This window comes from Stenotrophomonas sp. 05L413 (assembly GCF_056397945.1).
Map to the genome: position 1 here is coordinate 714,881 of NZ_JBFTOL010000001.1, position 24,818 is coordinate 739,698.

At 67.8% G+C, this 24,818-nt stretch carries 16 protein-coding genes; 7 read left to right on the top strand and 9 right to left on the bottom strand.

Translation table 11 applies throughout. The features are described 5' to 3' along the window. Positions 1–28: 28 nt before the first annotated feature. From AC1DIQ_RS03240 to prpB, 6 genes are all read right to left on the bottom strand, one after another. A complete protein-coding gene (locus AC1DIQ_RS03240) occupies positions 29–4,948 on the bottom strand; it encodes an alpha-2-macroglobulin family protein (protein ID WP_478049429.1) in 4,920 nt (1,639 codons plus the stop codon). Between the two features lie 130 nt (positions 4,949–5,078). Beyond that, on the bottom strand, positions 5,079–6,536 hold the full coding sequence (locus tag AC1DIQ_RS03245; protein ID WP_478049430.1) for a bifunctional 2-methylcitrate dehydratase/aconitate hydratase: 1,458 nt from the start codon (positions 6,534–6,536) through the stop codon (positions 5,079–5,081). A gap of 19 nt (positions 6,537–6,555) precedes the next feature. Further along, a complete protein-coding gene (prpF, locus tag AC1DIQ_RS03250; protein ID WP_478049431.1) occupies positions 6,556–7,740 on the bottom strand; it encodes a 2-methylaconitate cis-trans isomerase PrpF in 1,185 nt (394 codons plus the stop codon). A gap of 56 nt (positions 7,741–7,796) precedes the next feature. Next, positions 7,797–10,412: a Fe/S-dependent 2-methylisocitrate dehydratase AcnD gene (acnD, locus tag AC1DIQ_RS03255; protein ID WP_478049432.1), complete on the bottom strand. Its 2,616-nt coding sequence runs from the start codon at positions 10,410–10,412 to the stop codon at positions 7,797–7,799. A 139-nt stretch (positions 10,413–10,551) separates the two neighbouring features. After that, positions 10,552–11,709 (bottom strand): bifunctional 2-methylcitrate synthase/citrate synthase, encoded by a 1,158-nt coding sequence (gene prpC / locus AC1DIQ_RS03260; protein ID WP_346490187.1) that lies wholly within the window; start codon positions 11,707–11,709, stop codon positions 10,552–10,554. Positions 11,710–11,736: 27 nt separating this feature from the next. Then, a complete protein-coding gene (gene prpB, locus AC1DIQ_RS03265; protein WP_123730476.1) occupies positions 11,737–12,627 on the bottom strand; it encodes a methylisocitrate lyase in 891 nt (296 codons plus the stop codon). 163 nt (positions 12,628–12,790) lie between these two features. Here prpB and prpR point away from each other — a divergent pair, with 163 nt between their 5' ends. Further along, positions 12,791–14,401 carry a propionate catabolism operon regulatory protein PrpR gene (gene prpR, locus AC1DIQ_RS03270; RefSeq protein ID WP_478049511.1) on the top strand — a complete coding sequence of 537 codons (1,611 nt, stop codon included), beginning with the start codon at positions 12,791–12,793 and terminating at the stop codon, positions 14,399–14,401. Position 14,402: 1 nt separating this feature from the next. Here the strand turns inward: prpR and pdxH are convergent, their stop codons facing one another. Beyond that, entirely contained in the window at positions 14,403–15,002 is a 600-nt protein-coding gene (gene pdxH, locus AC1DIQ_RS03275; protein WP_282262376.1) for a pyridoxamine 5'-phosphate oxidase, read from the bottom strand. A 41-nt stretch (positions 15,003–15,043) separates the two neighbouring features. On the opposite strand from pdxH, the gene AC1DIQ_RS03280 reads away from it, so the two are divergent. Next, the gene (locus tag AC1DIQ_RS03280; RefSeq protein ID WP_121038905.1) at positions 15,044–15,871 is read left to right on the top strand and encodes a kinase; all 828 of its coding nucleotides are present in this window, start codon (positions 15,044–15,046) and stop codon (positions 15,869–15,871) included. A gap of 27 nt (positions 15,872–15,898) precedes the next feature. On the opposite strand, the gene AC1DIQ_RS03285 is transcribed toward AC1DIQ_RS03280, so the two are convergent. Further along, positions 15,899–16,102 carry a dodecin family protein gene (locus AC1DIQ_RS03285; RefSeq protein ID WP_121038908.1) on the bottom strand — a complete coding sequence of 68 codons (204 nt, stop codon included), beginning with the start codon at positions 16,100–16,102 and terminating at the stop codon, positions 15,899–15,901. A gap of 95 nt (positions 16,103–16,197) precedes the next feature. On the opposite strand from AC1DIQ_RS03285, the gene AC1DIQ_RS03290 reads away from it, so the two are divergent. The 5 genes from AC1DIQ_RS03290 (at position 16,198) to mdtD (ending at position 21,224) form a co-directional block, all read left to right on the top strand. After that, positions 16,198–16,740 (top strand): shikimate kinase, encoded by a 543-nt coding sequence (locus AC1DIQ_RS03290; RefSeq protein WP_121038911.1) that lies wholly within the window; start codon positions 16,198–16,200, stop codon positions 16,738–16,740. After that, positions 16,737–17,846, top strand: coding sequence for a 3-dehydroquinate synthase (aroB, locus tag AC1DIQ_RS03295; protein ID WP_478049433.1), 1,110 nt, complete (start codon positions 16,737–16,739; stop codon positions 17,844–17,846). Before AC1DIQ_RS03290 ends, aroB begins: the two co-directional genes overlap by 4 nt. Before the next feature lie 70 nt (positions 17,847–17,916). Continuing rightward, the gene (locus AC1DIQ_RS03300) at positions 17,917–18,168 is read left to right on the top strand and encodes a WGR domain-containing protein (protein ID WP_121038917.1); all 252 of its coding nucleotides are present in this window, start codon (positions 17,917–17,919) and stop codon (positions 18,166–18,168) included. Positions 18,169–18,228: 60 nt separating this feature from the next. Then, positions 18,229–19,302 carry a uroporphyrinogen decarboxylase gene (gene hemE, locus AC1DIQ_RS03305; RefSeq protein WP_478049434.1) on the top strand — a complete coding sequence of 358 codons (1,074 nt, stop codon included), beginning with the start codon at positions 18,229–18,231 and terminating at the stop codon, positions 19,300–19,302. A 518-nt stretch (positions 19,303–19,820) separates the two neighbouring features. Then, on the top strand, positions 19,821–21,224 hold the full coding sequence (mdtD, locus tag AC1DIQ_RS03310) for a multidrug transporter subunit MdtD (RefSeq protein WP_478049435.1): 1,404 nt from the start codon (positions 19,821–19,823) through the stop codon (positions 21,222–21,224). A 50-nt stretch (positions 21,225–21,274) separates the two neighbouring features. On the opposite strand, the gene AC1DIQ_RS03315 is transcribed toward mdtD, so the two are convergent. After that, a complete protein-coding gene (locus AC1DIQ_RS03315; RefSeq protein WP_461770172.1) occupies positions 21,275–24,805 on the bottom strand; it encodes a hybrid sensor histidine kinase/response regulator in 3,531 nt (1,176 codons plus the stop codon). Positions 24,806–24,818 lie beyond the last annotated feature (13 nt).

The following is a 24,818-nucleotide window of genomic DNA, read 5'->3' on the forward strand; positions in this document are numbered from 1 at the left end:
GCCGTCACCGGGACGGCCCGCCCTGCGATCAGGGCTGCACCACGGTCAGCGACGCCGGGAGGCTGCGCCCCACCCCGCGCAGGTCGGGACGGTACATGTCCTCCACCAGCGGCGGCGGCACGCGATACGTACCCGGCGTGACCGCACGCACCAGATAGAACACCTTGGCAGTGCTGCCACGCGAGAGTTTCAGCGCGGCCACGTAGCGGTCGTCGCGGAACTCCTCGTGCTTGATGTTGGCCGCATCGGCCCGGTCGTTGACGCTCAATCCGTCGACCACCACATCGGCCCACTGCTTGGCATCGCCAAGGTTGAAGTTCTCGATCTCCAGCCCGGCCGGCAGCAGATCGGTCAGCAGCGCATCGGGCATGTCCACGTTCGGGGTGACGCTGACCCGCACGATCAGGGCCTCGCCTTCCTTCAGCGGACGCGGCGTCCACGGCTTGCCATCAGTGGTGTACCAGCTGCGCTCCACGCCGAGCGTTCGGCTGTCCGGTTCCGGCGGGTTGCGCGGAATGCCGGCCACTTCCAGGCTGGCGAACATCGGCGGCTCCCCCTGCGGGGTGAAGCGCACACCCTTGGCCAGCGCGGCGTAGTCGAAGCTGCGGCCGAACATGCGCCGTGCCGGGATGCTCTCGCTCTCGCCCCCCACCACCAGCTCGCCGGAGACCAGTTTCTTCTGGTTGGCCGACAACGCCTTGCCCATGCGGGCCAGCGCCACCTGCTCCTGGGTGCTCAGCCACATCCAGCCACTGTTGCGGCGGGCATCCAGCGCGCGGCCGAGATCGACCGCGCGTGCATCGTAGGCGGGCTTGGACAACTTGCGCTCGTGCAGCAGCGCGATCATCAGCGCGTCGTCGCGCACCGCGCTGCCGTAATCGCCGAAGTATGCCGGACGGTCAGCCGCGCTCTTGGCAAAGCCGGCGGCAATGGCCGCATCGCCGCGCTTGTGATCGCCCTGCAGGGACAGCGCGATGCCCAGGTGCACCAGCGACAGGCCGGTCAGCGACTTGCTGCGCTCGTTGTCGTACAGCGCACGCAGGGTACCCAGTGGCGCGCGGTTGACGCGCGCCAGCACGTAGCCCGAATAGGCCTGGTTGGCGAATTTCAGGTTCTCGCGGCGATCCTCGCCATAGAACTGGTTGCCACCGGAGAGCAGATCTTCGCTCAAACGGTTCAGCGCTTTCTGCAGCACGTTGTCCGGCACCGCGAAGCCGGCGTCCTTGGCGTCGAGCAGGAACTCGGCGATGTACGGCGTCAGCCACGGATTGATGTAGCCGTCGTCGCCCCACATCGAGAAGTTGCCGTTGGCCACCTGCATCGAGGCCAGGCGGCCGAAGGCACCTTCCATGCGCTCGCGGCGGGTCTTGGCATCCAGCCCGTCCGCACCGAGCATGGCCGAGGTCGCCTCATCCAGCATCAGCGCGGCGTAGCCCTTGCTGGTGGTCTGCTCGGCGCAGCCATACGGATAGTTGAGTGCACCGTTCAAGGCACTGGCGAACGGAATCGGCGGCAGCGCGCTGACCAGCATGCGTGCGGTCACCGAGTCGTTCATCAGGCCATCGGCCAGGCCGGCTTCCATCGTGACGGCGGCCAGCGGATCCAGCGTGCGGGTCTGCGCGCGCAGCACCTGCGGCCACGCCGCGCGCACCGGCAGGTCATAGCGGCGATCAACCTTGAAGCCGTTGCCATCCACGCGCACGCGCACCTTGGCCACGGTATAGCCCTCGCGCGCGGTCAGCGGGAAGCTCAGCGTGCTCTTCGCATCGGCGTTGAGCTTGAGCGTGCGGCTGGATTCGCCCAGGGTCAGCGGGCCGATGCCATCCACCTGCACCTTGAACTCGCCCGGCGTGCCGGTGAAGTTCTGCACGTCCAGGGTGACTGTACTGGTATCCCCGGGCGCCATCACGCGCGGCATGCTGGCTTCGGCCAGGATCGGCGCGCGCACCACGGTTTCCACGTCGCGCTTGCCGTACTGGTCGTCGGCATAGACCAATGCCGACACGCGCAGCGTGCCGTTGAAATCCGGCACCTTCAGCGCGATCCGCGCGATGCCCTTGGCATCGAGCTTCACCGGGCCGGAGAACAGGTCCACCGTCTGCACCCGCGCGGTCGGGCGCTTGGCCTGCGGCATCGCCGCCAGCGCCATGTCGCCACCGAACTTCAGCTTGCCGCTGCTGCCGTCGAAGCTCTCGATCACGCGGCTGTAGATGTCATACGCATCCACGCCCAGGCGACGCTGCGCGAAGAAGTGCGCGGCGGCATCGGGCACCGGGAAGCGGGTGATGTTGAGGATGCCCACATCCACGGCCGAGACGGTCACATGCGCGACCTTGCCGGCCAGCTGCGGGGCACTCACGGTGACCGGCAGCGTCTGCTCCGGGCGCATCTGCTTGGGGGCCACCAGGCCGACCGCGATCTGCCGCGTCTTGCGGTCCATCGGCACATGCACCACGCCGACCGCACGGGCCGGGGTGATCTTGCTCGGGGCGCTGCCGCCACGGAACACCAGCGCGGTGATGTAGACGTCGTGACGTTCCCATTCGGCGGTGACCGGAATGTCGTAGGTGCTGCCCGGCTTGGCGTCGATATCCTGGACGTAGAGCATCTTGTCGCTCTCGACCATCAGCACACCCTTGCCGGCATGCGGCGGGGTCACGGTGACGCGCACCGTGTCGCCGGCCTTGTAGCCGGTCTTGTCCAGCGCCAGCTTGACCTTGTCCGGGCGCGCATCCAGGCCGCGGTTGTCGTCGTTCCAGCTCCAGCCGGCGTTGAACGGATAGCGGCTGGTCAGCCCGGTGGCCGGATCGAACACGTCCAGCCGGTACTCGCCCCACTCCACCGGGACATCAACGCCGACCGCCGCACTGCCGGCATCGACGGTGCGGGTGTCCTTGTTCTCGAAGCGGCGGGTGAAGTCGTAATCCCAGCGGTTGTCGTTGAAGGTCCAGTGGTAATCGCGCAGCTCGCGCACCAGCGTGACCTTCAGGCCCTTGGCCGGCTGCGGCTTGCCCGCCGCGTCCACGCGCATCAGTTCGAAGCGCGCGTTGCTGTTGGCATCCGCGCCGTCCTTGGGATCGAACAGCGGGCGCACACCGACCAGCGCCGCGGCCGGCCACATCACCCGCTTCAGCGTGCGGGTCACGGTGCGGCCACCGGTTTCATACACGCTGCCGGAGAGCACCACGGCGATCGGTGCGGTTGGCTTGACCTCGGCCGGCAACTCCACGTCCTGGCGAAGTTTGCCGTCGGCCGGGAACTCGGTATCGATGACGTCGCGCGCCTCGCGCGGCAGCGCGGTGGTCGGGTCGCCGAAGAAGTAGCCCGGCAGCGACTCGACCGGCGACTGCTCAGCCGCTACGGCCAATCGCGCGGTGAAGCGGTTGCCGTCGGCCGGCGCACCGTACAGATACGCCGCATCGGCCTGCAGCTTGAGCGGCTCGCCCGGCTTGAGCGTCTTCTGCGCGCTGTCCAGGTCCAGCTTCATGCGCTCGGGCAGGAACTCCTCGATGCGCAGGGTCATGCCCTGGATCGCTTCTTTGCTGGCCGGGTTGGTGCGGAACTCCACCTGCCAGCGCCCGGTCGGGGCCTCGGCCGGGATCAGCTGCTCGAAGCTGAAGTAGCCCTGCTCGCCGGGGGTCAGGCGGGTCTCGCGGAAGGTCTTGCCGTCCGGCTGCTTCAGGCGCAGGAAGACGGGCTGTGGCTTCACCGGCTTGCCGTCGTTGTCGCGCAGCAGGGCCGAGATGCGCACGGTCTCGCCGGGGCGGTACAGGTCGCGACCCGACCAGGTGAACACGTCGAACCAGGCGTTGTCGCGGCCGGCCACGGCGAACTCGCTCAGGTCCAGCGCGGGCTGGTTGAACGGCAGCATCGAGGTATCGCCGCCACTGCTGGCGATCAGCACATGGCTGGCATCGAGGGTGTAATTGAGCAGCGCATTGCCGTTGCCGTCGGTCGCCCCCTTGAGCACCACCTCACCCTTGCCATCCAGGATGCGCAGCTCGATCTTCTTCAGCGACGCCCCGCTCTGCAGCGAGGCGGTGTGCACGAACAGCGTGTCCTTGTAGGCACGCGTATGCAGGCCGATGTCGCTGACGGTGAAGAAGGCGGTGTCGTACTCGCCTTCGAACGAGCCGCTGCGTTTCATCACCGCGAAATACAGACCGGGCTGCTGCAGCTCCTTGATGTCCTGCGTGGGCAGGTAGGTGAGCACGCGCTCGTTCTGCTTGCCGCCGATCACGAAGCGGTTGACGTACACCGGCTCGGCCAGCTGCGACATCGGCGTCTTGTCGCCGTACTCGCTCTCCAGCTCCCAGCTGCCGCGGCGGCCACCGCGCTGGTACTGGCTGAAGAAGGCAGGCAGTTCCTTCTCGCGCACGCGCAGGAACTCCACGTCCACTTCCGGCACGTTGACCGACACCACCGGCAGGCCACGGCTGTCCTTGGCCGGCAGCACGCTGCCCTGGGAGGCGAACCCGGCCACCGGCTTGAGCTCGCCGGTGAAGACCTTCTGGCGCAGCTCCTTGCCGATCCGGCTGCCATCGGCGGCGAGCAGGTCGGGCGAGACGATCAGCGAATATTCCTTGGCCGCCTCCACGAACGGATAGCGCAGGGTCTTGCCGTCATCGGACAGCGACCAGCTGCTGTCCTCGGTGCCGACCTTCTCGGCAAAGCGGACCAGCGCGTCGAAATCCTGGGTGCCGACCAGCGGGCGCGAGAACTCCAGCGCCAGCGACAGGCCATCGCTCTTCTGATCCGGGTAGGCCCGGACCAGGGTGAACTCGGTGACGGCCTCGGCCTTGGCCGCGATCGGTGCGCCGGATGGGGCGGGCAGCTGGCCGCTGTCGTTGCGCTTGCAGCCCCCGACGCCGATGGCCAGGCCGGCGACCAGCGCCAGGCCCGCGATTCCCTTCCAGCTCCACTGCCCGAACCGACTGCGGCTAGCCATGACGTCACTCCTTGAACAAGGCGGCCAGTATACGGGCCGTCCCCGCTCGTTCGCGGGCGACCCCGGGCGATCCGGGCGTCATGGGTGGCCGGCAGGGCCACCGCCAAGGACAGCCGACCAACGGTCGGCTCTACCCGGCGACGTAGAGGTCCACGTACTCGTGCACCGGCATCGCTTCCAGCGCGACCGGGTCCAGCGAGGCCTCGAGGATCCGGCGCTGCTGCACGGTCGGGAACACCCCGGCCAGGTGACGGCGGAACTTGTCCTCCAGCAGCGGGATGCCCTCGGCCCGGCGCCGGGCGTGGCCCAGCGGGTACTCCACCACGGCCTCCATCGTGCTGCCATCGGCGAAGGTCACGTGCAGTGCGTTGGCGATGCTGCGCTTGTCCGGGTCCAGGTAGTCGGCCGTGAACTGCGGCGCTTCCACGCAGGTGATCTTCGCCCGCAGCGGATCGATGCGCGGATCGGCCGCCACGTCATCCTCGTAGTCCTCGGCAACCAGCCGGCCGAAGATCAGGCCGATCGCCACCATGTACTGCACGCAGTGGTCACGGTCGGCCGGGTTATGCAGCGGACCGGGTTTGTCGATGATGCGCAGGCAGGCCTGCTGGGTGCGCAGGGTGATCTGCGCGATGTCTTCGCTGCGTCTGCCGCTGGCGCGCATCTGCGCATGCACCTGCATCGCCGCTTCGACCGCGGTCTGGCCATGGAACTCGGCCGGATAGCTGATCTTGAACAGCACGTTCTCCATCACGTAGCTGCCGTACGGCCGCTGGAAGCGGAACGGCTGCCCGCCGAAGGAGACATCGTAGAAGCCCCAGGTCGGCGCGGTCAGCGCGCTTGGATAGCCCATCTCGCCGGCCGCGGCCATCAGCGACAGGCGCACCGCACGGCTGGTGGCATCGCCCGCTGCCCAGCTCTTGCGCGAGCCGGTGTTGGGTGCGTGCCGGTAAGTACGCAGTGACTGGCCGTCCACCCAGGCCAGCGAAAGCGCGTTGAGCATGCGCTCGCGGTCCAGCCCGAGCATGTGCGACACCACCGCGGTGGAGGCGACCTTGACCAGCACCACGTGGTCCAATCCAACCCGGTTGAACGCATTCTCCAGCGCCAGGCAGCCCTGGATCTCATGCGCCTTGACCATCGCCTCCAGCACATCGCGCATGGTCAGCGGTGCCCGCCGCAGCGCCTCGGCATTGCGGCTGAGCCAATCGGCGGTGGCGAGGATGCCACCGAGATTATCGGACGGATGCCCCCACTCCGCCGCCAGCCAGGTGTCGTTGAAATCCAGCCAGCGGATCATCGCGCCGATGTTGAACGCGCCCTGCACCGGATCAAGCTCGAACCGGGTGCCGGGCACCCGCGCGCCGTTGATCACCTGCATGCCGGGCACCAGCGGCCCGAGCAGCTTGCTGCAGGCCGGGAACGAAAGCGCCGCCAACCCGCACCCCAGCGTATCGATCAGGCAGTGCCGCGCGGTGGTGTACGCCAGCGGCGAGCTGACCTGGTAATCGCGGACGTAATCGACGATGTCGGTCAGGACCGTGTCCCATGCAGGACGCTGGTTGCTGTGGCTGTCATGACCGGACATCGTGATTCTCCTGTTGAGGTTACAAGGTCGTGGCGGGCACCCGTACCGCACCGTCCATCAATACGCGGGCACTGCGGCTCATGATGGCCTTGGTGACCGTCCACTGCCCGTCAACGAGCACCGCCTGCGCGCCCACCCGCAACGTGCCGGAGGGATGGCCGAAGCTCACCGATTCACGCTCGCCCCCCCCGGCGGCCAGGTTCACCAGCGTGCCCGGGATGGCGGCGGCGGTGCCGATGGCGACCGCGGCGGTGCCCATCATCGCGTGGTGCAGCTTGCCCATGGACAGCGCGCGCGCGTGCAGATCGATATCCCCGGCGGCGATCTGCTTGCCGCTGGAGGACACGTAGTCCTGCGCGGGGGCGACGAAGGCGACCTTGGGCGTGTGCTGGCGGGTCGCGGCCTGTTCAATGGTCTCGATCAGCCCCATGCGCACCGCGCCGTGCGCGCGGATCGCTTCGAAGCGCGCCAGGGCCGCCTTGTCCTCGTTGATCGCCGGCTGCAGCTCGGTACCGGTGTAGCCCAGGTCGGCCGCGTTGAGGAAGATGGTCGGAATGCCGGCGGTGATCATCGTGACCTGGAAGCTGCCCACGCCCGGCACGTCGAGCGTGTCGACCAGGTTGCCGGTCGGGAACATCGCCCCGCCCTCGCCATCATCGGAGGGATCCAGGAACTCCAGCTGGATCTCCGCGGCCGGGAAGGTCACGCCATCGAGTTCAAAATCGCCGTCCTCCTGCACCTGGCCCTCCACGATCGGCACGTGCGCCAGGATGGTCTTGCCGATGTTGGCCTGCCAGATCCGCACGGTGCACAGGCCGTTGTGCGGAATCCGCGCCGGATCCATCAATCCGTTGCTGATCGCGAACGGGCCCACCGCCGTGCTGAGGTTGCCGCAGTTGCCGCTCCAGTCGACGAACGCCGTCTCGATCGCGACCTGGCCGTACAGATAATCCACGTCGTGGTCCGGCACCGACGGCGCGGAGAGGATCACGCACTTGCTGGTGCTGGAGGTCGCGCCGCCCATGCCATCGGTATGCTTGGCATACGGATCAGGCGAGCCGATCACGCGCATCAGCAGCGCATCGCGCGCCGGGCCGGGCACCTGCGCGGCGGCGGGCAGGTCGGTCAGCTTGAAGAACACGCCCTTGCTGGTGCCACCGCGCAGGTAGGTGGCGGGAATGCGGAGCTGGGGGAGAAACGCCATATCGAAGTCCTGATGGAACGACGGCCCGTTGCCGGGCCATCGTGATGCGGGTGGGATCAGGCGACCTGCGCCGATTCCAGGAAGTCCTGCGCGAACCGCTGCAGCACGCCACCGGCCTCGTAGATGGAGACCTCTTCGGCGGTATCCAGCCGGCAGGTGACCGGCACCCGCAGCTGTTCACCATTGCGGCGATGGATGACCAGGGTCAGCTCGGCACGCGGCACACGCTCGCCGAGCACGTCGAAGGTTTCGGTGCCATCGATGCCCAGGGTCTTGCGGTTGACACCTTCCTTGAACTCCAGCGGCAGCACGCCCATGCCGATCAGATTGGTGCGATGGATGCGCTCGAAGCCTTCGGCGGCAATGGCTTCCACGCCGGCCAGGCGCACGCCCTTGGCGGCCCAGTCACGCGAGCTGCCCTGGCCGTAGTCGGCACCGGCGATGATGATCAGCGGCTGCTTGCGGCCCATGTAGGTTTCGATCGCTTCCCACATGCGGGTGACCTGGCCTTCCGGCTCCACGCGCGCCAGCGAGCCCTGCGTGACCTGGCCATCGACCACGGCCATTTCATTGATCAGCTTCGGGTTGGCAAACGTCGCGCGCTGCGCGGTGAGGTGGTCGCCACGATGGGTCGCGTAGGAATTGAAGTCTTCCTCGGGCAGGCCCATCTTGGCCAGGTACTCACCGGCCGCGCTGCTGGCCATGATCGCATTCGACGGCGACAGGTGATCGGTGGTGATGTTGTCGCCGAGCACGGCCAGCGGGCGCATGCCGGTCAGGCTGCGGGCACCGGCCAGCGCGCCTTCCCAGTACGGCGGGCGGCGGATGTAGGTGCTCTGCGGGCGCCAATCGTACAGCGGGCTGATCGGGGCGCCGTGCTCCACCTTGAAGGTGAACATCGGGTCGTAGACCTTGCGGAACTGTTCCGGCTTGACGCTGGCCTTGACCACCGCGTCGATCTCGGCATCGCTCGGCCACAGATCCTTCAGCGTGATCGGGTTGCCGTCGGCATCATGGCCGAGCGCGTCCTTCTCGATATCGAAGCGCACCGTACCGGCGATCGCATAGGCCACCACCAGCGGCGGCGAGGCCAGGAAGGCCTGCTTGGCGTACGGGTGGATGCGGCCGTCGAAGTTGCGGTTGCCCGAGAGCACGGCGGTGGCATACAGATCGCGATCGATCACTTCCTGCTGGATCTTCGGGTCCAGCGCGCCGCTCATCCCGTTACAGGTGGTGCAGGCAAACGCCACGATGCCAAAGCCCATCTGCTCCAGTTCGGTCAGCAGCCCGGCTTCTTCCAGATACAGCTGCACCGCCTTGGAACCGGGCGCCAGCGAGCTCTTCACCCACGGCTTGCGGGTCAGGCCGGCGCGGTTGGCGTTGCGCGCCAGCAAGGCCGCGGAGATCACGTTGCGCGGGTTGCTGGTGTTGGTGCAGCTGGTGATCGCGGCGATGATCACCGCGCCATCGGGCATCAGCCCGTCAGCCTGTTCGAGCTTGCCCGAGGCCAGCTTGCCTTCATCGGCGATGCCGCGCGCAGCCAGATCGGTCGTCGCCACGCGCTTGTGCGGGTTGGACGGGCCGGCCATGTTGCGCACCACGGTGGACAGGTCGAACTGCAGCACGCGCTCGTACTGCGCGGTGACCAGATCGTCGGCCCACAGGCCGGTGGCCTTGGCGTAGGTTTCCACCAGTGCGACCTGGGCATCCTCGCGGCCGGTCAGGCGCAGGTAGTCCAGGGTCTGCTGGTCGATGTAGAACATCGCCGCGGTGGCGCCAAACTCCGGCGTCATGTTGGAAATGGTGGCGCGGTCGCCGATGGTCAGCGCATTGGCACCCTCCCCGTAGAACTCGATCCACGCACCGACCACGCGCTCCTTGCGCAGGAACTCGGTCAACGCCAGCACCACGTCCGTGCAGGTGATGCCCGGCTGCGGGCGGCCGGTCAGCTCCACGCCGATGATGTCGGGCAGGCGCATCCAGGAGGCGCGGCCGAGCATCACGCTCTCCGCTTCCAGGCCACCCACGCCGATCGCGATCACGCCCAGCGCGTCCACATGCGGGGTATGGCTGTCGGTTCCCACGCAGGTATCCGGGAAGGCCACGCCATCGCGCACCTGCACGACCGGCGACATCTTCTCCAGGTTGATCTGGTGCATGATCCCGTTGCCCGGCGGAATCACGTCAACGTTCTTGAAGGCCTTCTTGGTCCAATTGATGAAGTGGAACCGGTCTTCATTGCGGCGGTCCTCGACGGCGCGGTTCTTCTCGAACGCAGCCTTGTCGAAGCCGGGGAATTCCACCGCCAGCGAGTGATCCACGATCAGCTGGGTCGGCACCACCGGATTGATCTGCGCCGGGTCACCGCCGGCGTCGGCGATGGCATCGCGCAGGCCGGCCAGATCGACCAGGGCGGTCTGGCCGAGAATGTCATGGCACACCACGCGGGCCGGGAACCACGGGAAATCCAGGTCCTGGCGGCGCTCGATCAACTGGCGCAGCGAGGCCTCCAGCGTGGCCGGATCGCAGCGGCGCACGAGGTTTTCGGCCAGCACGCGCGAGGTGTACGGCAGCGTGGCATAGGCACCGGGCTGCAACGCGTCGATCGCGGCACGGGTATCGAAATAGTCCAGCGCGGTGCCGGGGAGGTTCTTGCGGTACTGAGTATTCATGGCTGGCGATAGCTGCTTGTTGGCGGGCCGGGGCGTCGTGACACCGGCGAAGAAGGAGTAGCGACGCCGCAACGGAGCAGACCGGCATCGCGCCGGCCTGGTCCGCAAAGCACCCGCGAACGGGTGCGGTACGTCTGTCTTACTTGCGCTGGTCGATCGGCACGAAGGCCTGGTCTTCCGGGCCGGTGTAGTTCGCACTCGGGCGGATGATCTTGCCATCGATGCGCTGCTCGATGATGTGCGCGCTCCAGCCGGAGGTGCGGGCGATCACGAACAACGGGGTGAACATGGCCGTCGGCACGCCCATCATGTGGTAGCTGACCGCGCTGAACCAATCCAGGTTCGGGAACATCTTCTTGATGTCCCACATCACCGACTCCAGACGCTCGGCGATGTCGTACATCTTGACGTTCTGCTGCTCGGCGGACAGGTCGCGCGCCACGTCCTTGATGATGTTGTTGCGCGGATCGCTGACGGTGTAGACCGGGTGGCCGAAACCGATCACGACTTCCTTGCGCTCCACGCGGGCCTTGATGTCGGCCTCGGCATCGTCCGGACTGTCGTAGCGCTTCTGCACTTCGAAGGCCACTTCATTGGCGCCGCCGTGCTTGGGACCGCGCAGGGCGCCGATACCGCCGGTGATCGCGCTGTACATGTCGCTGCCGGTGCCGGCGATGACGCGGCACGCGAAGGTCGAGGCGTTGAACTCGTGCTCGGCGTACAGGATCAGCGAGGTGTGCATCGCCTTGACCCACGAATCCTGCGGCTTCTCACCGTGCAGCAGGTGCAGGAAGTGGCCACCGATGGAGTCGTCGTCGGTCTCCACGTCGATCGCGCGGCCGTTGTGGCTCCAGTGATACCAGTACAGCAGCATCGAGCCCAGGCAGGCCATCAGCTTGTCGGCGATGTCGCGCGCGCCCGGATGATTGTGGTCGTCCTTCTCCGGCGACACGCAGCCGAGCACGGATACGCCGGTGCGCATCACGTCCATCGGGTGCGCCGACGGCGGCAGTTCTTCCAGCGCGGCCTTGACCGCGGCCGGGATGCCACGCAGCGACTTCAGCTTGGTCTTGTAGGCCACCAGCTCGGCGCGGGTCGGCAGCTTGCCGTGGACCAGCAGATGCGCGATTTCCTCGAACTCGCTGGTGTTGGCCAGATCGGCGATGTCATACCCGCGGTAGTGCAGGTCGTTGCCGCTGCGGCCGACGGTGCACAGTGCGGTGTTGCCGGCAGCGGTGCCCGACAGGGCGACGGATTTCTTCGGCTTGAAGCCGGGGGCGGTAGTGGTGTCGCTCATGATCCCTCCAGAAAACAGTGTGCGGTCTTACTTCTTGGCGGCGAACAACGCATCGAGCTGCTGCTCGAAGGCGTGGTAACCGATACGGTCGTACAGCTCTTCGCGCGTCTGCATCGCCTCCACCACATTACGCTGGTGGCCCTCGCGGCGGATGGTCTCATACACGTTCTCTGCCGCCTTGTTGGCCGCGCGGAACGCCGACAGCGGGAACAGCTGGATGGCGACGCCGGCCGAGGCCAGTTCATCGCGGCTGAACAGCGGGGTGGCGCCGAACTCGGTGATGTTGGCCAGCACCGGCACCTTCACCGCATCGACAAAGCGGCGGTAGGTCTCCAGATCGTAGGCGGCCTCGGCGAAGATGCCATCGGCACCGGCCTCGACGCAGGCGATGGCCCGTTCGATCGCCGCATCCACGCCATCGACCTGGATGGCATCGGTGCGCGCGATCAGGAAGAAGTCCGGATCGGTCTTGGCATCGGCGGCGGCCTTGACCCGGTCCACCATCTCACCCTGAGACACGATCTCCTTGCCCGGGCGGTGACCGCAGCGCTTGGCGCCGACCTGGTCTTCGATATGGCAGGCGGCCGCGCCGGCCTTGATCAGCGACTTGACCGTACGCGCGATGTTGAACGCGCTGGGGCCGAAACCGGTGTCGATATCCACCATCAGCGGCAGGTCGCACACATCAGTGATGCGGCGCACATCGATCAGCACGTCTTCCAGGGTGTTGATGCCCAGGTCCGGCAGGCCCAGCGAGCCGGCCGCGACGCCGCCGCCGGAGAGGTAGATCGCCCGGTAGCCGGCGCGCTTGGCCAGCAGCGCGTGGTTGGCGTTGATCGCGCCGATCACCTGCAACGGCGATTCGGCGGCCAGTGCGGCGCGGAAACGGGCGCCAGCGGAGGAAACAGGGGTGCTCATGCGGCATTCCATCGTGGTTGACCTTTACATAGGCGCAAGGGCCGTGCCAGCTGGCAAGTGTCTGATTTGATTGAGGCAGCGCGATGACCCCAGCGTTTCACCTTCAACTATTGAAACATCTGTAACATGGATGGAACTGAAACATCGAAACATGCCCATGTCCATCAGCCTGCCCCGCTCCCGCCTGTCCGATCCGGATGCCGGCCAACTGCCCGTGATCTGGACGGTCAGCGTGTCGCGCCTGACCGGCCTGCTCGGCGATGTGATTCCGGAGTTCGACCGCCGCGCCCGCATCGTGCCGATCAATCTCGGCTTCGAGGAGGCGGTGGATGTGATCGGCCAACGCCTGCGGCGCGAACACTGCGACGTGGTCATCGCCGGCGGCTCCAATGCCGCCTACCTGCGCAGCCGGCTGGAGGTACCGCTGGTGCCGATCCAGGCCAACGGCTTCGACCTGATGGAAGCGCTGGCACGGGCACGCCGGATCGCCCCGCGGATCGGTCTGGTCACGCATGCCACCGACGTGCCGACCTTCGGCAGCTTCCAGCACAGCTTCGGGCTGGACATCGAGCACCGCCGCTTCGTGACCCGTGAGGATGCGCGCGACTGCATCGCCGATCTGCGTGCCAACGGGATCGAGGTGATCGTCGGCACCGGCATGGCGATCGACCATGCCGAGCAGGTCGGCCTGCCCGGCGTGCTGCTGTACTCGGCCGACTCGGTGCGGCAAGCGTTCGAACATGCCTTGGAGCTGACCCAGACCCTGGCCCGTTCCGGGGCATCATCACTGCGGCGGCGGGCACCGGCCAAGCGCCGGGAGGCGGACCACGCCCTGCTCGGCGACAGCACGCCGATGCAGCAGGTGCGCGAGCACATTGCGCTGTACGCCCCGTACGACAGCACCGTGCTGGTCACCGGCGCGACCGGCACCGGCAAGGAACTGGTGGCGCGGCAACTGCATGCCGCCAGCGGCCGCCGGGGTCGTTTCGTCGCGCTGAACTGCGGGGCGATCAGCGAGTCGCTGCTGGAAGCCGAGCTGTTCGGTTACACCGAAGGCGCGTTCACCGGCGCACGTCGTGGCGGCCGTGTCGGTCTGGTGGAAGCGGCCGAGGGCGGCACCCTGTTCCTCGATGAAATCGGCGAACTGCCGCTGCCGCTCCAGACCCGGCTGCTGCGAGTCCTGGAAGAGCGCGAAGTGCTGCGCGTGGGCGCCACCGAGCCGACGCCGGTGGACGTACGCGTGGTCGCTGCAACGCTGCAGACGCTGGAATCGCTGGTGGACACACAACGCTTCCGCCGCGATCTGTACTACCGTCTGGCCGCGCTGCGCATCGCGCTGCCCACGCTGCACGAACGGCGCGAGGATGTCCCCGTGCTGGTGAGCCACTTCTTCCGGCAGCTCGCCGGCATGGACGCCCCCTTGTCCGCCGAGGCGATGGCGCGACTGCGCGACTACGCATGGCCGGGCAATGTGCGCGAACTGCGCAACATGGTCGACCGCCTGCGCATCCACTGGCAGCAGCAGCCGGGCACGTTGTCGCTGCCGCAGATGCTGAAGTGGTTGCCGGAGCTGCATGCGGTGCAGCGCCCTCGGGTGCTGCCAGGCGCCGGCGCCCCGGCAGCGCTCACTGCTGCCTCGCCGGCACGACCGGATGCGGCCGCGCTGCAGCAGTTGCTGGCCGACTGCGGCGGCAACCGCGAGCAGGCCTGCGCGCAGTTGGGGGTCTCGCGGACGACGCTGTGGCGTTGGCTGCGCGAGGCAACGCCTGCCTAGATCAGGGGAACAGCATCCGCTTGCTCCACTGCCCGTCCGCGCCGATCTCATAGCACCAACGCTCATGCAGGCGGAACTGCGCGCCGTACCAGAACTCGATCCGCTGCGGCACCACGCGCAGCCCGCTCCACCCTTCCGGGCGCGGCACGTCGCGGCCGTCGAAGCTGGCTTCGGTGGCGGCCACGCGCGCATCGAATTCCTCGCGCGAGGTCAGCGTCCTGGACTGCAGCGACGCCCACGCACCGATCTGGCTCATGCGCGGGCGCGAGGCGAAGTACGCATCGGCCTCGGCGTCACTGACCTGCGCCACCCGGCCCTCGATACGCACCTGGATGCCGGCCTCGCGCAGACTGCGCCACAGCAACAGCAGCGCCGCCTGCGGATTGGCCTGCAGCTCACGGCCCTTGTGGCTGTCCAGGTGGGTGTAGAACACGAAGCCGCGCTCATCGAACGCCTTCAACAACACCGTCCGCGCGGAGGGCTGGCCGTTCTGGTCGGCCGTGGCGACGGTCATCGCATTGGGTTCAACTTCGCGGCTGGCCTTGGCTTCCTCGAACAGCCCGGCAAAGGTGGATAGCGCTTCGGCATACAGATCGGTCATGGCGGTTTTCTTGTCACGCGGTTTGGGTTTATTGTCGCTGCATGCCTGCACCTGCGTACATGCCCCCGACGAAAGGTTTTCCGGATGCACTGGTCGCGCAGGCGCTGGACGACGCGCTGGGCTGCGGCGCGGCGGTTCCAGTATTGGCGATCAGCGGCCTGCAGGGGAGCGGCAAATCGACGCTGGCGGCCCAGGTGGTCGCATTGGCGGCATCGCGCGGCCTGCGCGCGGCCATGCTCTCCATCGACGATGTGTACCTCACCCGTGCCCAACGCCAACGTCTGGCACGGCAGGTGCATCCGCTGCTGCTGACCCGCGGTCCGCCGGGCACCCACGACCTGGCCTTGGCCCATGCCACGTTGGACGCCGTTGCGGCCGGCGGCCCGGTCGCCCTGCCCCGCTTCGACAAACTCGCCGATGAGCGGCAAGCGGAAAAGGACTGGCCGCGCGTCGACGGCCCGCTCGACCTGCTGGTGTTCGAAGGCTGGTTCCTCGGGACCCCGGCGCAGGACGAGACCGATCTGGACCCACCGCTCAACGCACTCGAGCGCGAGGCCGACGCGGACGGCCGCTGGCGGCGCTGGTGCAACCACGCCCTCGCCACCGACTACCCCGCGCTGTGGCAGCGCTGCGACCGGCTATGGTTCCTGCAGCCGCCGGATTTCTCGGTGATCCCGCGCTGGCGCTGGCAGCAGGAGCAGAACCTGCAGGCGGCCCAGCCCGACCGAAGCAGCATGAGCCGCGCCCAGCTGGAGCGCTTCGTCCAGTATTACGAACGGGTCAGCCGGCAGGCACTGCGTACCTTGCCCGCGTTGGCAGACACCGTGATTGCGCTGGACGAACAGCGCCGGGTCATTCCGACGCGCTGACCACGGCCACCGGTAGGTGCGCGGGGATCAACCGACCAGGAAGGTCACCCGCAGGTTCACCCGCCACTCGGTGATGTTGCCCTCGCCATCGGTCACCACCTTGGTTTCATTGATCCAGGCGCCCTGGATGCCTTTGACCGTTTCGGACACCTTCTTCAGGCCACTGCGTACGGCGTCTTCCACGCTGGTTTTGGAGGACGCGTTGATCTCGATGATTTTGGCGACGGACATGGGGCGCTCCGGTAGCGCGCGGGACAGTCCGCGCCGGCCCACCATGGGGGCCGGCGCGTAAAGGCGATGGCACGGAGATGTTAGGATCGAGGGTAATGAACCCCGCTCCGAACCTCATCCTGATTGGCCCGATGGGCGCCGGCAAAACCTGCATCGGGCGCCGGCTGGCCGAGCGCTTCACGCTGGACTTCGTGGATGCCGACCAGGCCATCGTGGACAGCACCGGGGCCAGCATTCCGGCGATCTTCGAGCACTCCGGGGAGGCCGGCTTCCGCCAGCACGAGCGGCAGGTCCTGCACGCCCTGCTGGACGGCCACGGTCAACTGATCTCCACCGGCGGTGGCGCGGTGCTGGATCCGGTCAACCGCGCGGCGATCGCCCGCCGTGGTTTCGTGGTCTACCTGCGTGTCAGCGTGCCGGCCCAGCTGGAGCGGCTGGCCCGTGACCGCGGCCGCCCATTGCTGCAGCGCCCGGACCGCGAACAGGTACTGCACGACATGGCCGCCGCCCGTGACCCGCTGTACCAGGGCCTGGCCGACCTCACCCTGGATACCGATCTCTACACGCCCGCCGAGGCCACCGCGCAGTTGGTGCTGCGCCTGGCCGCGCAGTGGCAGCGACAGGAAACACCCGAATGACCCCTTCCCCGCGCACCGTTGCCGTCAGCGGCGACACCCCCTACACCATCCACATCGGCCCGGGCCTGCTCGGCCAGGGCGAGCTGCTGGCCCGCCATGTGCGCGGCCGCCATGTGCTGCTGCTCAGCGATTCCTCGGTCGCCCCGCTGTATCTGGCCGAGGTGACATCGGCGCTGCTGGCCGTGCGCCCGGACCTGCTGATCGGTGAGCTGGTGCTGCCGGCCGGCGAGGCCTCCAAGACCCTGGCCCACTTCGGCGATGCGATCACCGCACTGGCCGCCCTCGGTGCCACCCGCGATGCCTGCGTGATGGCGCTCGGTGGCGGCGTCGCCGGCGATCTGGCCGGCTTCGCGGCCGCCTGCTGGATGCGCGGTGTGGACTGCGTGCAGTTGCCGACCTCGCTGCTGGCGATGGTCGATTCCTCGGTCGGCGGCAAGACCGCGGTGGACATCCCCGAAGGCAAGAACCTGGTCGGCGCCTTCCACCCGCCGCGCGCCGTCATCGCCGATACCGCCGCCCTGCGTACCCTGCCCCCGCGCGAGCTGCGGGCCGGTCTGGCCGAGGTGATCAAGTACGGTGCGATCCGCGACCCGCTGTTCTTCCAGTGGCTGCAGGCCGAACATGCCGCGCTGCTGGCCGGCGATGACACCGCGCTGGCCCAGGCCATCGCGCGCAGCTGCGAGCACAAGGCCGAGATCGTGGCGCGCGATCCGCTGGAAAAAGGCGAGCGCGCCCTGCTCAACCTCGGCCACACCTTCGGCCACGCGATCGAAACCGAACAGGGCTACGGCGCACCCGGCAACGACAACCTCAACCACGGCGAAGCCGTCGCGGTCGGCATGGTCCTGGCCGCGCGCCTGTCGGCCCAGCTGGGCATGAGCGGGGACGCTGATACCGACCAGCTGCGCGACCTGCTGCTGCGCTACGAACTGCCGGTGGCCATTCCTGCCGGCCTGCAGCCCGAGGCGCTGCTGGCCCGGATGCGGCTGGACAAGAAGAACGTCGCCGGACGGCTGCGCCTGGTGCTGTGGCGCGGCATCGGCCGGGCCGAAGTGGTCGCCGATGTCGACGAGGCCGACGTGCTGCGCGTGCTCGCCGCCGGCTGAGCCTGCGACGTTACGCCGCACCTGCCCGTCGCTGACGGCCGCCTCCGGCGTTCACGGCTACAATCGGGGCATGCGCGTCTTCCTGCACCACCACGCCCGCGGTGCCGATCCGGCCCGCTATCTCCAGCTCACCCTGCAACCGGACCTGTTCGGTGGCTGGGAGCTGCTGCTCGAGTCCGGCCCCATCGGCGGGCGCGGGCAGCTGCGCCGCGAGCAATACCTGCAGGAAGACCTGGCGCTGGCCGCGTTCGAGAAGGCACGCGATGCGCACCTGCACCGCGGCTACGAAGTGACCTATACCAGTGGCGATCCGCCGCACTGAGCGGCCCCCACCGCCCTGCCCCATTCGGCCCCGCGCCACCAGATCCCAAGGAAGCGTTCCGTGACCATCCCCTCCCGCCATGATCGCCTGCTGCGCGCCCTGCGCCGCGAACCGGTGGACTGCACCCCCGTCTGGCTGATGCGCCAGGCCGGCCGCTACCTGCCCGAGTACCGCGCCACCCGCGCCAAGGCCGGCAGCTTCCTGGCGATGGCCAAGAACCCGGATATCGCCTGCGAAGTCACCCTGCAGCCGCTGCGCCGCTTCGACCTCGATGCCGCCATCCTGTTCTCGGACATCCTCACCATCCCCGACGCGATGGGCCTGGAGCTGTACTTCGTCGAAGGCGAAGGCCCGAAGTTCCGCCACCCGGTCCGCGACGCGGCCGCCATCGCCAAGCTGGCCGTGCCGGACATGGAAACCGAACTGCGCTACGTGATGGACGCGGTGCGTGTGATCCGTCGCGAACTGGATGGCAGCGTGCCCCTGATCGGCTTCTCCGGCAGCCCGTGGACGTTGGCCTGCTACATGGTGGAAGGCGGCGGCAGCAAGGACTTCGCCCGCATCAAGGCGATGGCCCTGAACGAACCGGCCGCCCTGCACCAGCTGCTCTCGGTCGTCACCGACGCGGTGATCGCCTACCTTGCCGCCCAGCGCGCGGCCGGCGCCCAGGTGCTGCAGGTGTTCGACACCTGGGGCGGCGTACTCAGCCCCACCATGTACCGCGAATTCTCCCTGCGCTACCTGACCCGCATCGCGCAGGAACTCGAACGCGGTGAAGGGGCCGACCGCACCCCGCTGATCCTGTTCGGCAAAGGCACCGGCCTGCACCTCGGCGCTCTTGCCGACACCGGCGCCGACGCCCTCGGCGTTGACTGGACCCTGGACCTCGCCGATGCCGTCGCCCGCACCGGCGGCCGCGTCGCCCTGCAGGGCAACCTCGACCCCACCACCCTCTACGGCAACCCCGCCGCCATCGAACGCGCTGCCGGCCAGGTGCTCGACAGCTACGCCCAAGGCAACGGCGGCTCCCGCGAAGGCCACGTCTTCAACCTCGGCCACGGCATGTCCCCGGACATGAATCCCGAGCACGTGCAGGTCCTGGTGGAAGCCGTCCACCGCTTGAGCCGGCGCTGATCGCCATCGGCAGGTAGCCGGCCAGCGGCCGGCACTACCCGGGCATGGCCAGCGACGCACGCGTTCTGCATCCAGAACGCGTGCTTTCGTTTCCACCCTCGAGACGGACGACGCATGCCGTCAGCAGTTGATCGGCGCCGATCATTGCCGCGCGGCGCGCGGCCATCCACGCATTGCGTGGATCTACCCATGTCATTCCCGGCATCACGTCCATTCCCGGCCATCAAGACGAGCGTGTGATGGCCTGCATTTTCCGTGGCAGCCAACCAACAGTCATGGGTGTGGCACGGGTGGGTTGGCGGGACCATGAGCGCCATGGATGGCGCGACATGAGCCTCCATGGACGGATTTACGGCGTGTCCCGCCGACCCACCCGTGCCGCAGCCTCTCCGGGACACCGACCGCACCAATGCTTCGGCTTCGGCTTCGGCTTCGGCTTCGGCTTCGGCTTCGTCTCTTGACCACACCCTGATCCCACATCGGCGATCATATCGCCCTCGTTGACGAAGGCCCGCACCATGACGACCAGCAGCTACGCCTCGATCCGGCCCCTGTTGTGGCTCGTATCGCTGGCCATCTTCATGCAGATGCTGGACTCCACCATCGTCAACACCGCCCTGCCCGCCATGGCCCGCAGCCTCGGCGAAAGCCCCCTGCAGATGCAGTCCGTCGTCTTCAGCTACGCCCTCGCCGTCGCCACCTTCATCCCCGCCTCCGGCTGGATCGCCGACCGCTTCGGCACACGGCGCACCTTCCTGGTCGCCATCATCCTGTTCACCCTGGGCTCGCTCGCCTGCGCCCTCGCCCAGACCCTGCACCAGCTCGTCGGTGCACGCGTCCTGCAGGGCATCGGCGGCGCCATGCTGCTGCCGGTCGGCCGCCTCGCCGTCATGCGCTCGGTCTCGCGCGAAGAATTCCTGCGCGCCATGAGCTTCATCGCCATTCCCGCCCTGATCGGCCCGCTGATCGGCCCCACCCTGGGTGGCTGGCTGGTCGAAGTCGCCTCCTGGCACTGGGTGTTCCTGATCAACCTCCCGATCGGCATCATCGGCTATGTCGCGGCCATGAAAATCATGCCCGACCACTACGCTGAGCACCGCACCCGCTTCGATATGGCCGGCTACCTGATGCTGGCCTTCGGCATGGTCGTGCTCTCCCTCGCACTGGACGGCATCTCGGGCATGGCCACTCCCCATGCCCTGGTCATGCTCATGACCGTCGCCGGCCTCGCCGCGCTTGTCGGCTACTGGCTGCATGCGGCCAACTCCACGGCGCCGCTGTTCTCGCTCGCGCTGTTCCATGTGCCCAGCTACCGCATCGGCATCCTCGGCAATCTGTTCTCGCGTATCGGCAGCAGTGCCATGCCGCTGCTGATTCCGCTGCTGCTGCAGGTCGGCATGGGCATGAGCCCGATGAACGCCGGCCTGTTGATGATCCCGGTCGCCGCCGCCGGCATGGTCTCCAAGCGCTACGCCGTCAAACTCGTCGAACGCTTCGGCTATCGCCGCGTGCTGATGGTCAACACCGTGCTGGTCGGCGTGGCGATGGCCAGTTTCATCTTCATGACCCCCGGCCAGCCTCTGTGGATCCGCATCGTCCAGCTGGCGCTGTTCGGCGCGGTCAACTCGCTGCAGTTCACCGTCATGAACACCGTCACCCTGCGCGATCTGGATCGCGACTTCGCCAGTGCCGGCAACAGCCTGCTCTCGATGGTGATGATGCTCGCCACCGGCTTCGGTGCCGCGGCGGCGGGCAGTCTGCTCGCGGCCTTCAACCACCTCGATGCCTCGCACGGCGCGACCGCCGCGCTGCACGCCACCTTCGTCTGCGTCGGCGCTATCACGCTGACGTCCACGCTGATCTTCTGGCAGCTGCCCGATACCCGGCCGTCGCCGCGGGATGTCGAAGAAGTCGCCGAGTAACGACAGGCACGTGACGGCAGGCACACCGTCAGCGGACCAACGGTCCGCTGCTACCGGGTGGCGTGCAATACGCGCGCGATTGCCTCCACCAGCAGATCGCCGGTCACCGGCTTGCGCAGGAACGCATCGAAGCCGGCCTGGCGTGCCTGCTGCTCGATCGACGGATCCGTCCGCGCCGTCACCGCGATCAACGGCATCTCGAATCCCTGGCTGCGCAGATGCTCGGCCAGCGCGATGCCACCCAGCCCGGGCAGATCCAGGTCCATCAGCAACACCTCGAACGGCGCCTCGCTGACCTCGCGCAACGCCGACAGCGCGTGCTCGGCGTGTACCACCTCATGCCCGCGCGCCGACAACAACCCGCTGACCACCTCGGCCACGGTCAGATCGTCCTCCACCAGCAGGATACGCAACGGTGGCAATACCCATTGCCCACCTTCGGCCGTTCCGCTCGCGTTGGTCGTCCCGGCCTCCAGCGGCAACGGCAGTGTCACCGTGAAGCGCGTGCCCACGCCGAGCTGGCTCTGGACGCCAATCTGCCCCTGCATGGCCAGTGCCAGTTCGCGACAGATCGCCAGGCCCAGCCCGCTGCCCCCGTACTGCGCGGCGGTGCGGGCGCCATCGGCCTGCTCGAAGCGACGGAACAAGCGCTCCTGCTGATCAGCGCTGATGCCCGGTCCGGTATCGGATACTTCGATGTGCAACCCGCGGCCAGGCGTGATCGCCCGCAGCGTCAGGCGTACTTCGCCGTGGCTGGTGAACTTGACCGCGTTGCCCAGCAGATTGAGCAGGATCTGACGCACACGCAGTTCATCGCCGATGGTGCGCGTGCCGGGCGATACCGTGTTGTCGACCACGAACCGCAGCCCTTTCTGTTCGGCCAGTGCCGCCATCAGCGCACAGACATCGCCGATCGGCCGCTGCAGCTGGAAGGACTGCGCCTGCAGTTCCAGCCGCCCCGATTCGATCCGGGCCAGGTCGAGCGCATCGTTGACCAGGTGCAGCAGATGCTCGCCGGCATGCCGGATCGACTCGGTGTAGCCGCGCTGCTGCGCGTTCAACGGCGAGGACAGCAAGAGCTCGCTCATGCCCAGCACCCCGGTCATCGGCGTGCGTACTTCGTGCCCCAGATTGGCCAGAAAGCGCGTCTTGGCCATCGAGGCCTGCTCGGCGAGCTCCTGCTTCTGCAGCGCCAGCTGATAGGCATGCCGGCGCTGCAGCCGGCGCCGGTACAACCAGGCGAACAGGCTGAGCAGCAACAGCACCGCCGAGGTCAGCAGCAACAGTCCGGACAGGCTGCGCCACCACGGTGGCAGCACGCGGAACTCCAGTACCTGTACCCGCGACCAGATATGGTCGGCCGAGCGTGCCTGCACCTCCAACCGGTAACGGCCCGGTGGCAGACGGGAGAACAGGCGCTCACCGCCCGGCCCCACTTCAACCCAGTCCGGATCGTAGCCGGCCAGGCGGTAACGATAGTTGTTGGAGGTGGAATCGGCGAAGGACAGCAGCCGCGCCACGATCCGCAGGTCGCGATCACCGTCGGCGATGTCCAGCGGCACCGCATGGGTCAGGTCCAGCACGCGCTCGCCGCGGCGCACCTCCACCCGTTCGATCACCAGCGGTGCACGGCGGGTCGCCGGCTTGACCAGCGCCGGATCGAACACCACCACCCCGGCTGGTGTGCCGCCAACGATGCGTCCGCTCGGCGTCAACGTCAGGGTGCGGCGGCGGAACTCCTGGCTGGGCAGGCCATCGTGCACGCCGTACTGGCGCACACTACCGGCCTCCGGATCGACCCGCACCAGCCCGCGTGCATTGGCTGCCCACACCACGCCCTGCCGATCCACCACCAGCCCGGTCGCGTTGATCGCCGGGTAGCCCGCACTGCTGCCGATCACTTCCTGCAGGGTCAGCCGATCACCCTGCCAGGCATAGTGCGAGAGTTTGCCGTCCTCGGACAGCCACACCGTGTCATCGCCGGCCAGCGCCATGGCGTAGACCCCTGCCGCAGGGCCACCCGGCAGGGGTTCGAACCGCGAACGCGCCGCCACCCACTGCAGCAGGCCCTGGCCGGTGGCCACCCACAGCCGATCCTGCGGGCCGCACCGGATATCCAGCACGTTCTGCCCCGTGCTCAGCCCGGCATGGCCCAGTGCCACCCGGTGCAGCACGCGTCCCTCCAGGTCGCGCTGCTGCAGGCCATTGGCCGATGCGGTCCACAAGCGCTGGCCGTCGCAGATCGCCAGGGATTCGATCGCGCCGTCCATCGCCGCATCGACCGCGGCATCGCGCCCCCAGCGCCGTATGCGCTTCTGCCCCGGGTCGTAACGCAACAGCGCATCCCAGGAGCCGATCCAGACCTGGCCGCGCGGATCTTCGAGCACCGACTGCAGCCACTGCGTGCCGTCCACCCAGGTCCGGTGCTGCTCGACCCGCCCGCTCACCGGATCGAACTTGTCCAGCGCACCATGCGTGCCGACCGTCCACACGCCCCCGTCGGCGGCCGCGCCCATGCCCAGCACATACGCGTTGCGCAGCGAGGCCGGATCATCTTCCAGCCGCGACAGCACCGAGAACTGCCACCAACGCGGCAGCAGATGCCACAGGCCGCCGTTGGTGCTGGCCAACCAGATGCCGCCCTCGCGATCTTCATAGGCACCGGTCCAGTTCGGGCGCACCTGCCCACGCGCGATCGCGCTGTACAGCGGCACCTGCTGGAACTGACCGTCCATGGCGCGGCCCAGGCCGGAGCGGGTATCGAGCCAATACCCGCCCTGTTCGTCGCGCAGCATCATGCCCAGGATCTGATCGCCTTCGGCCACCACCCAGGGCGCCGGTTCGAAGCGACCGTCCGGCCGACGCACCGTGACCCCGGCATTGCTGTTGATCCACAGACTGCCATCCGCCTCGGCGGTGAGCCCATTGATGACACGCGCCGGCAGCTGCGTGCTGGGCACCAGGTCGAAATCCTGGCCGGTCCAGCGGGCCAGCCCGGCCTGCGAGCCGATCCACAACGTGCCATCGAGCGTGGTGGCCAGTGAGCCGACCGATGCGGCCGGCAGACTGCGTGGATTGCCGGGCTCGGGCATGAAGCGCGTGAGCGTACCGTCGCGCTCCAGCCGATGCAGGCCGCCCTGGTAGGTTCCGAACCAGATCGCTCCATCCGGCGTGGACGCCACGCTCCAGATCGTGTTGCTGCCGATCTCCGGGTGGCTGTCACGGTCGTAGAAGCGGATCTCGCGGCGATCGGCCGACATCATCGCCAGGCCGGCATTCTCCGTACCGATCCACAACTGATTGCGCGCATCCACGTGCACGCTCCAGACGTGGTTGTCGCGCAGGCCGTCCTCGGCACGCCAGATGCGGTAATTCCGGCCGTCGTAGCGGGCCAGGCCATCGTTGGTGGCGATCCACAGATAGCCGTAGCGATCTTCGGCCATGCGGTTGACGGTGTTGGATGGCAGACCATCGAACACGGTGAGTTGCCGCGGCGTCGGCGGTACCGGCTGGGCCGACGCAAGCGTCGGCCAGAGCACACACAGACCGATAAGCAACGGCCACAGCACTCGCAACACCAATGGCTCTCCCGGG

What these genes read in the sequence shown, in the direction of transcription:
- AC1DIQ_RS03285 (WP_121038908.1), bottom strand. Translation starts at nt 16,102, where the DNA reads ATGTCCGTCGCCAAAATCATCGAGATCAACGCGTCCTCCAAAACCAGC.
- prpB (WP_123730476.1), bottom strand. Translation starts at nt 12,627, where the DNA reads ATGAGCACCCCTGTTTCCTCCGCTGGCGCCCGTTTCCGCGCCGCACTG.
- AC1DIQ_RS03240 (WP_478049429.1), bottom strand. Translation starts at nt 4,948, where the DNA reads ATGGCTAGCCGCAGTCGGTTCGGGCAGTGGAGCTGGAAGGGAATCGCG.
- prpC (WP_346490187.1), bottom strand. Translation starts at nt 11,709, where the DNA reads ATGAGCGACACCACTACCGCCCCCGGCTTCAAGCCGAAGAAATCCGTC.
- pdxH (WP_282262376.1), bottom strand. Translation starts at nt 15,002, where the DNA reads ATGACCGATCTGTATGCCGAAGCGCTATCCACCTTTGCCGGGCTGTTC.
- AC1DIQ_RS03290 (WP_121038911.1), top strand. Translation starts at nt 16,198, where the DNA reads ATGAACCCCGCTCCGAACCTCATCCTGATTGGCCCGATGGGCGCCGGC.
- mdtD (WP_478049435.1), top strand. Translation starts at nt 19,821, where the DNA reads ATGACGACCAGCAGCTACGCCTCGATCCGGCCCCTGTTGTGGCTCGTA.
- AC1DIQ_RS03300 (WP_121038917.1), top strand. Translation starts at nt 17,917, where the DNA reads ATGCGCGTCTTCCTGCACCACCACGCCCGCGGTGCCGATCCGGCCCGC.
- AC1DIQ_RS03245 (WP_478049430.1), bottom strand. Translation starts at nt 6,536, where the DNA reads ATGTCCGGTCATGACAGCCACAGCAACCAGCGTCCTGCATGGGACACG.
- prpF (WP_478049431.1), bottom strand. Translation starts at nt 7,740, where the DNA reads ATGGCGTTTCTCCCCCAGCTCCGCATTCCCGCCACCTACCTGCGCGGT.
- AC1DIQ_RS03280 (WP_121038905.1), top strand. Translation starts at nt 15,044, where the DNA reads ATGCCTGCACCTGCGTACATGCCCCCGACGAAAGGTTTTCCGGATGCA.
- acnD (WP_478049432.1), bottom strand. Translation starts at nt 10,412, where the DNA reads ATGAATACTCAGTACCGCAAGAACCTCCCCGGCACCGCGCTGGACTAT.
- aroB (WP_478049433.1), top strand. Translation starts at nt 16,737, where the DNA reads ATGACCCCTTCCCCGCGCACCGTTGCCGTCAGCGGCGACACCCCCTAC.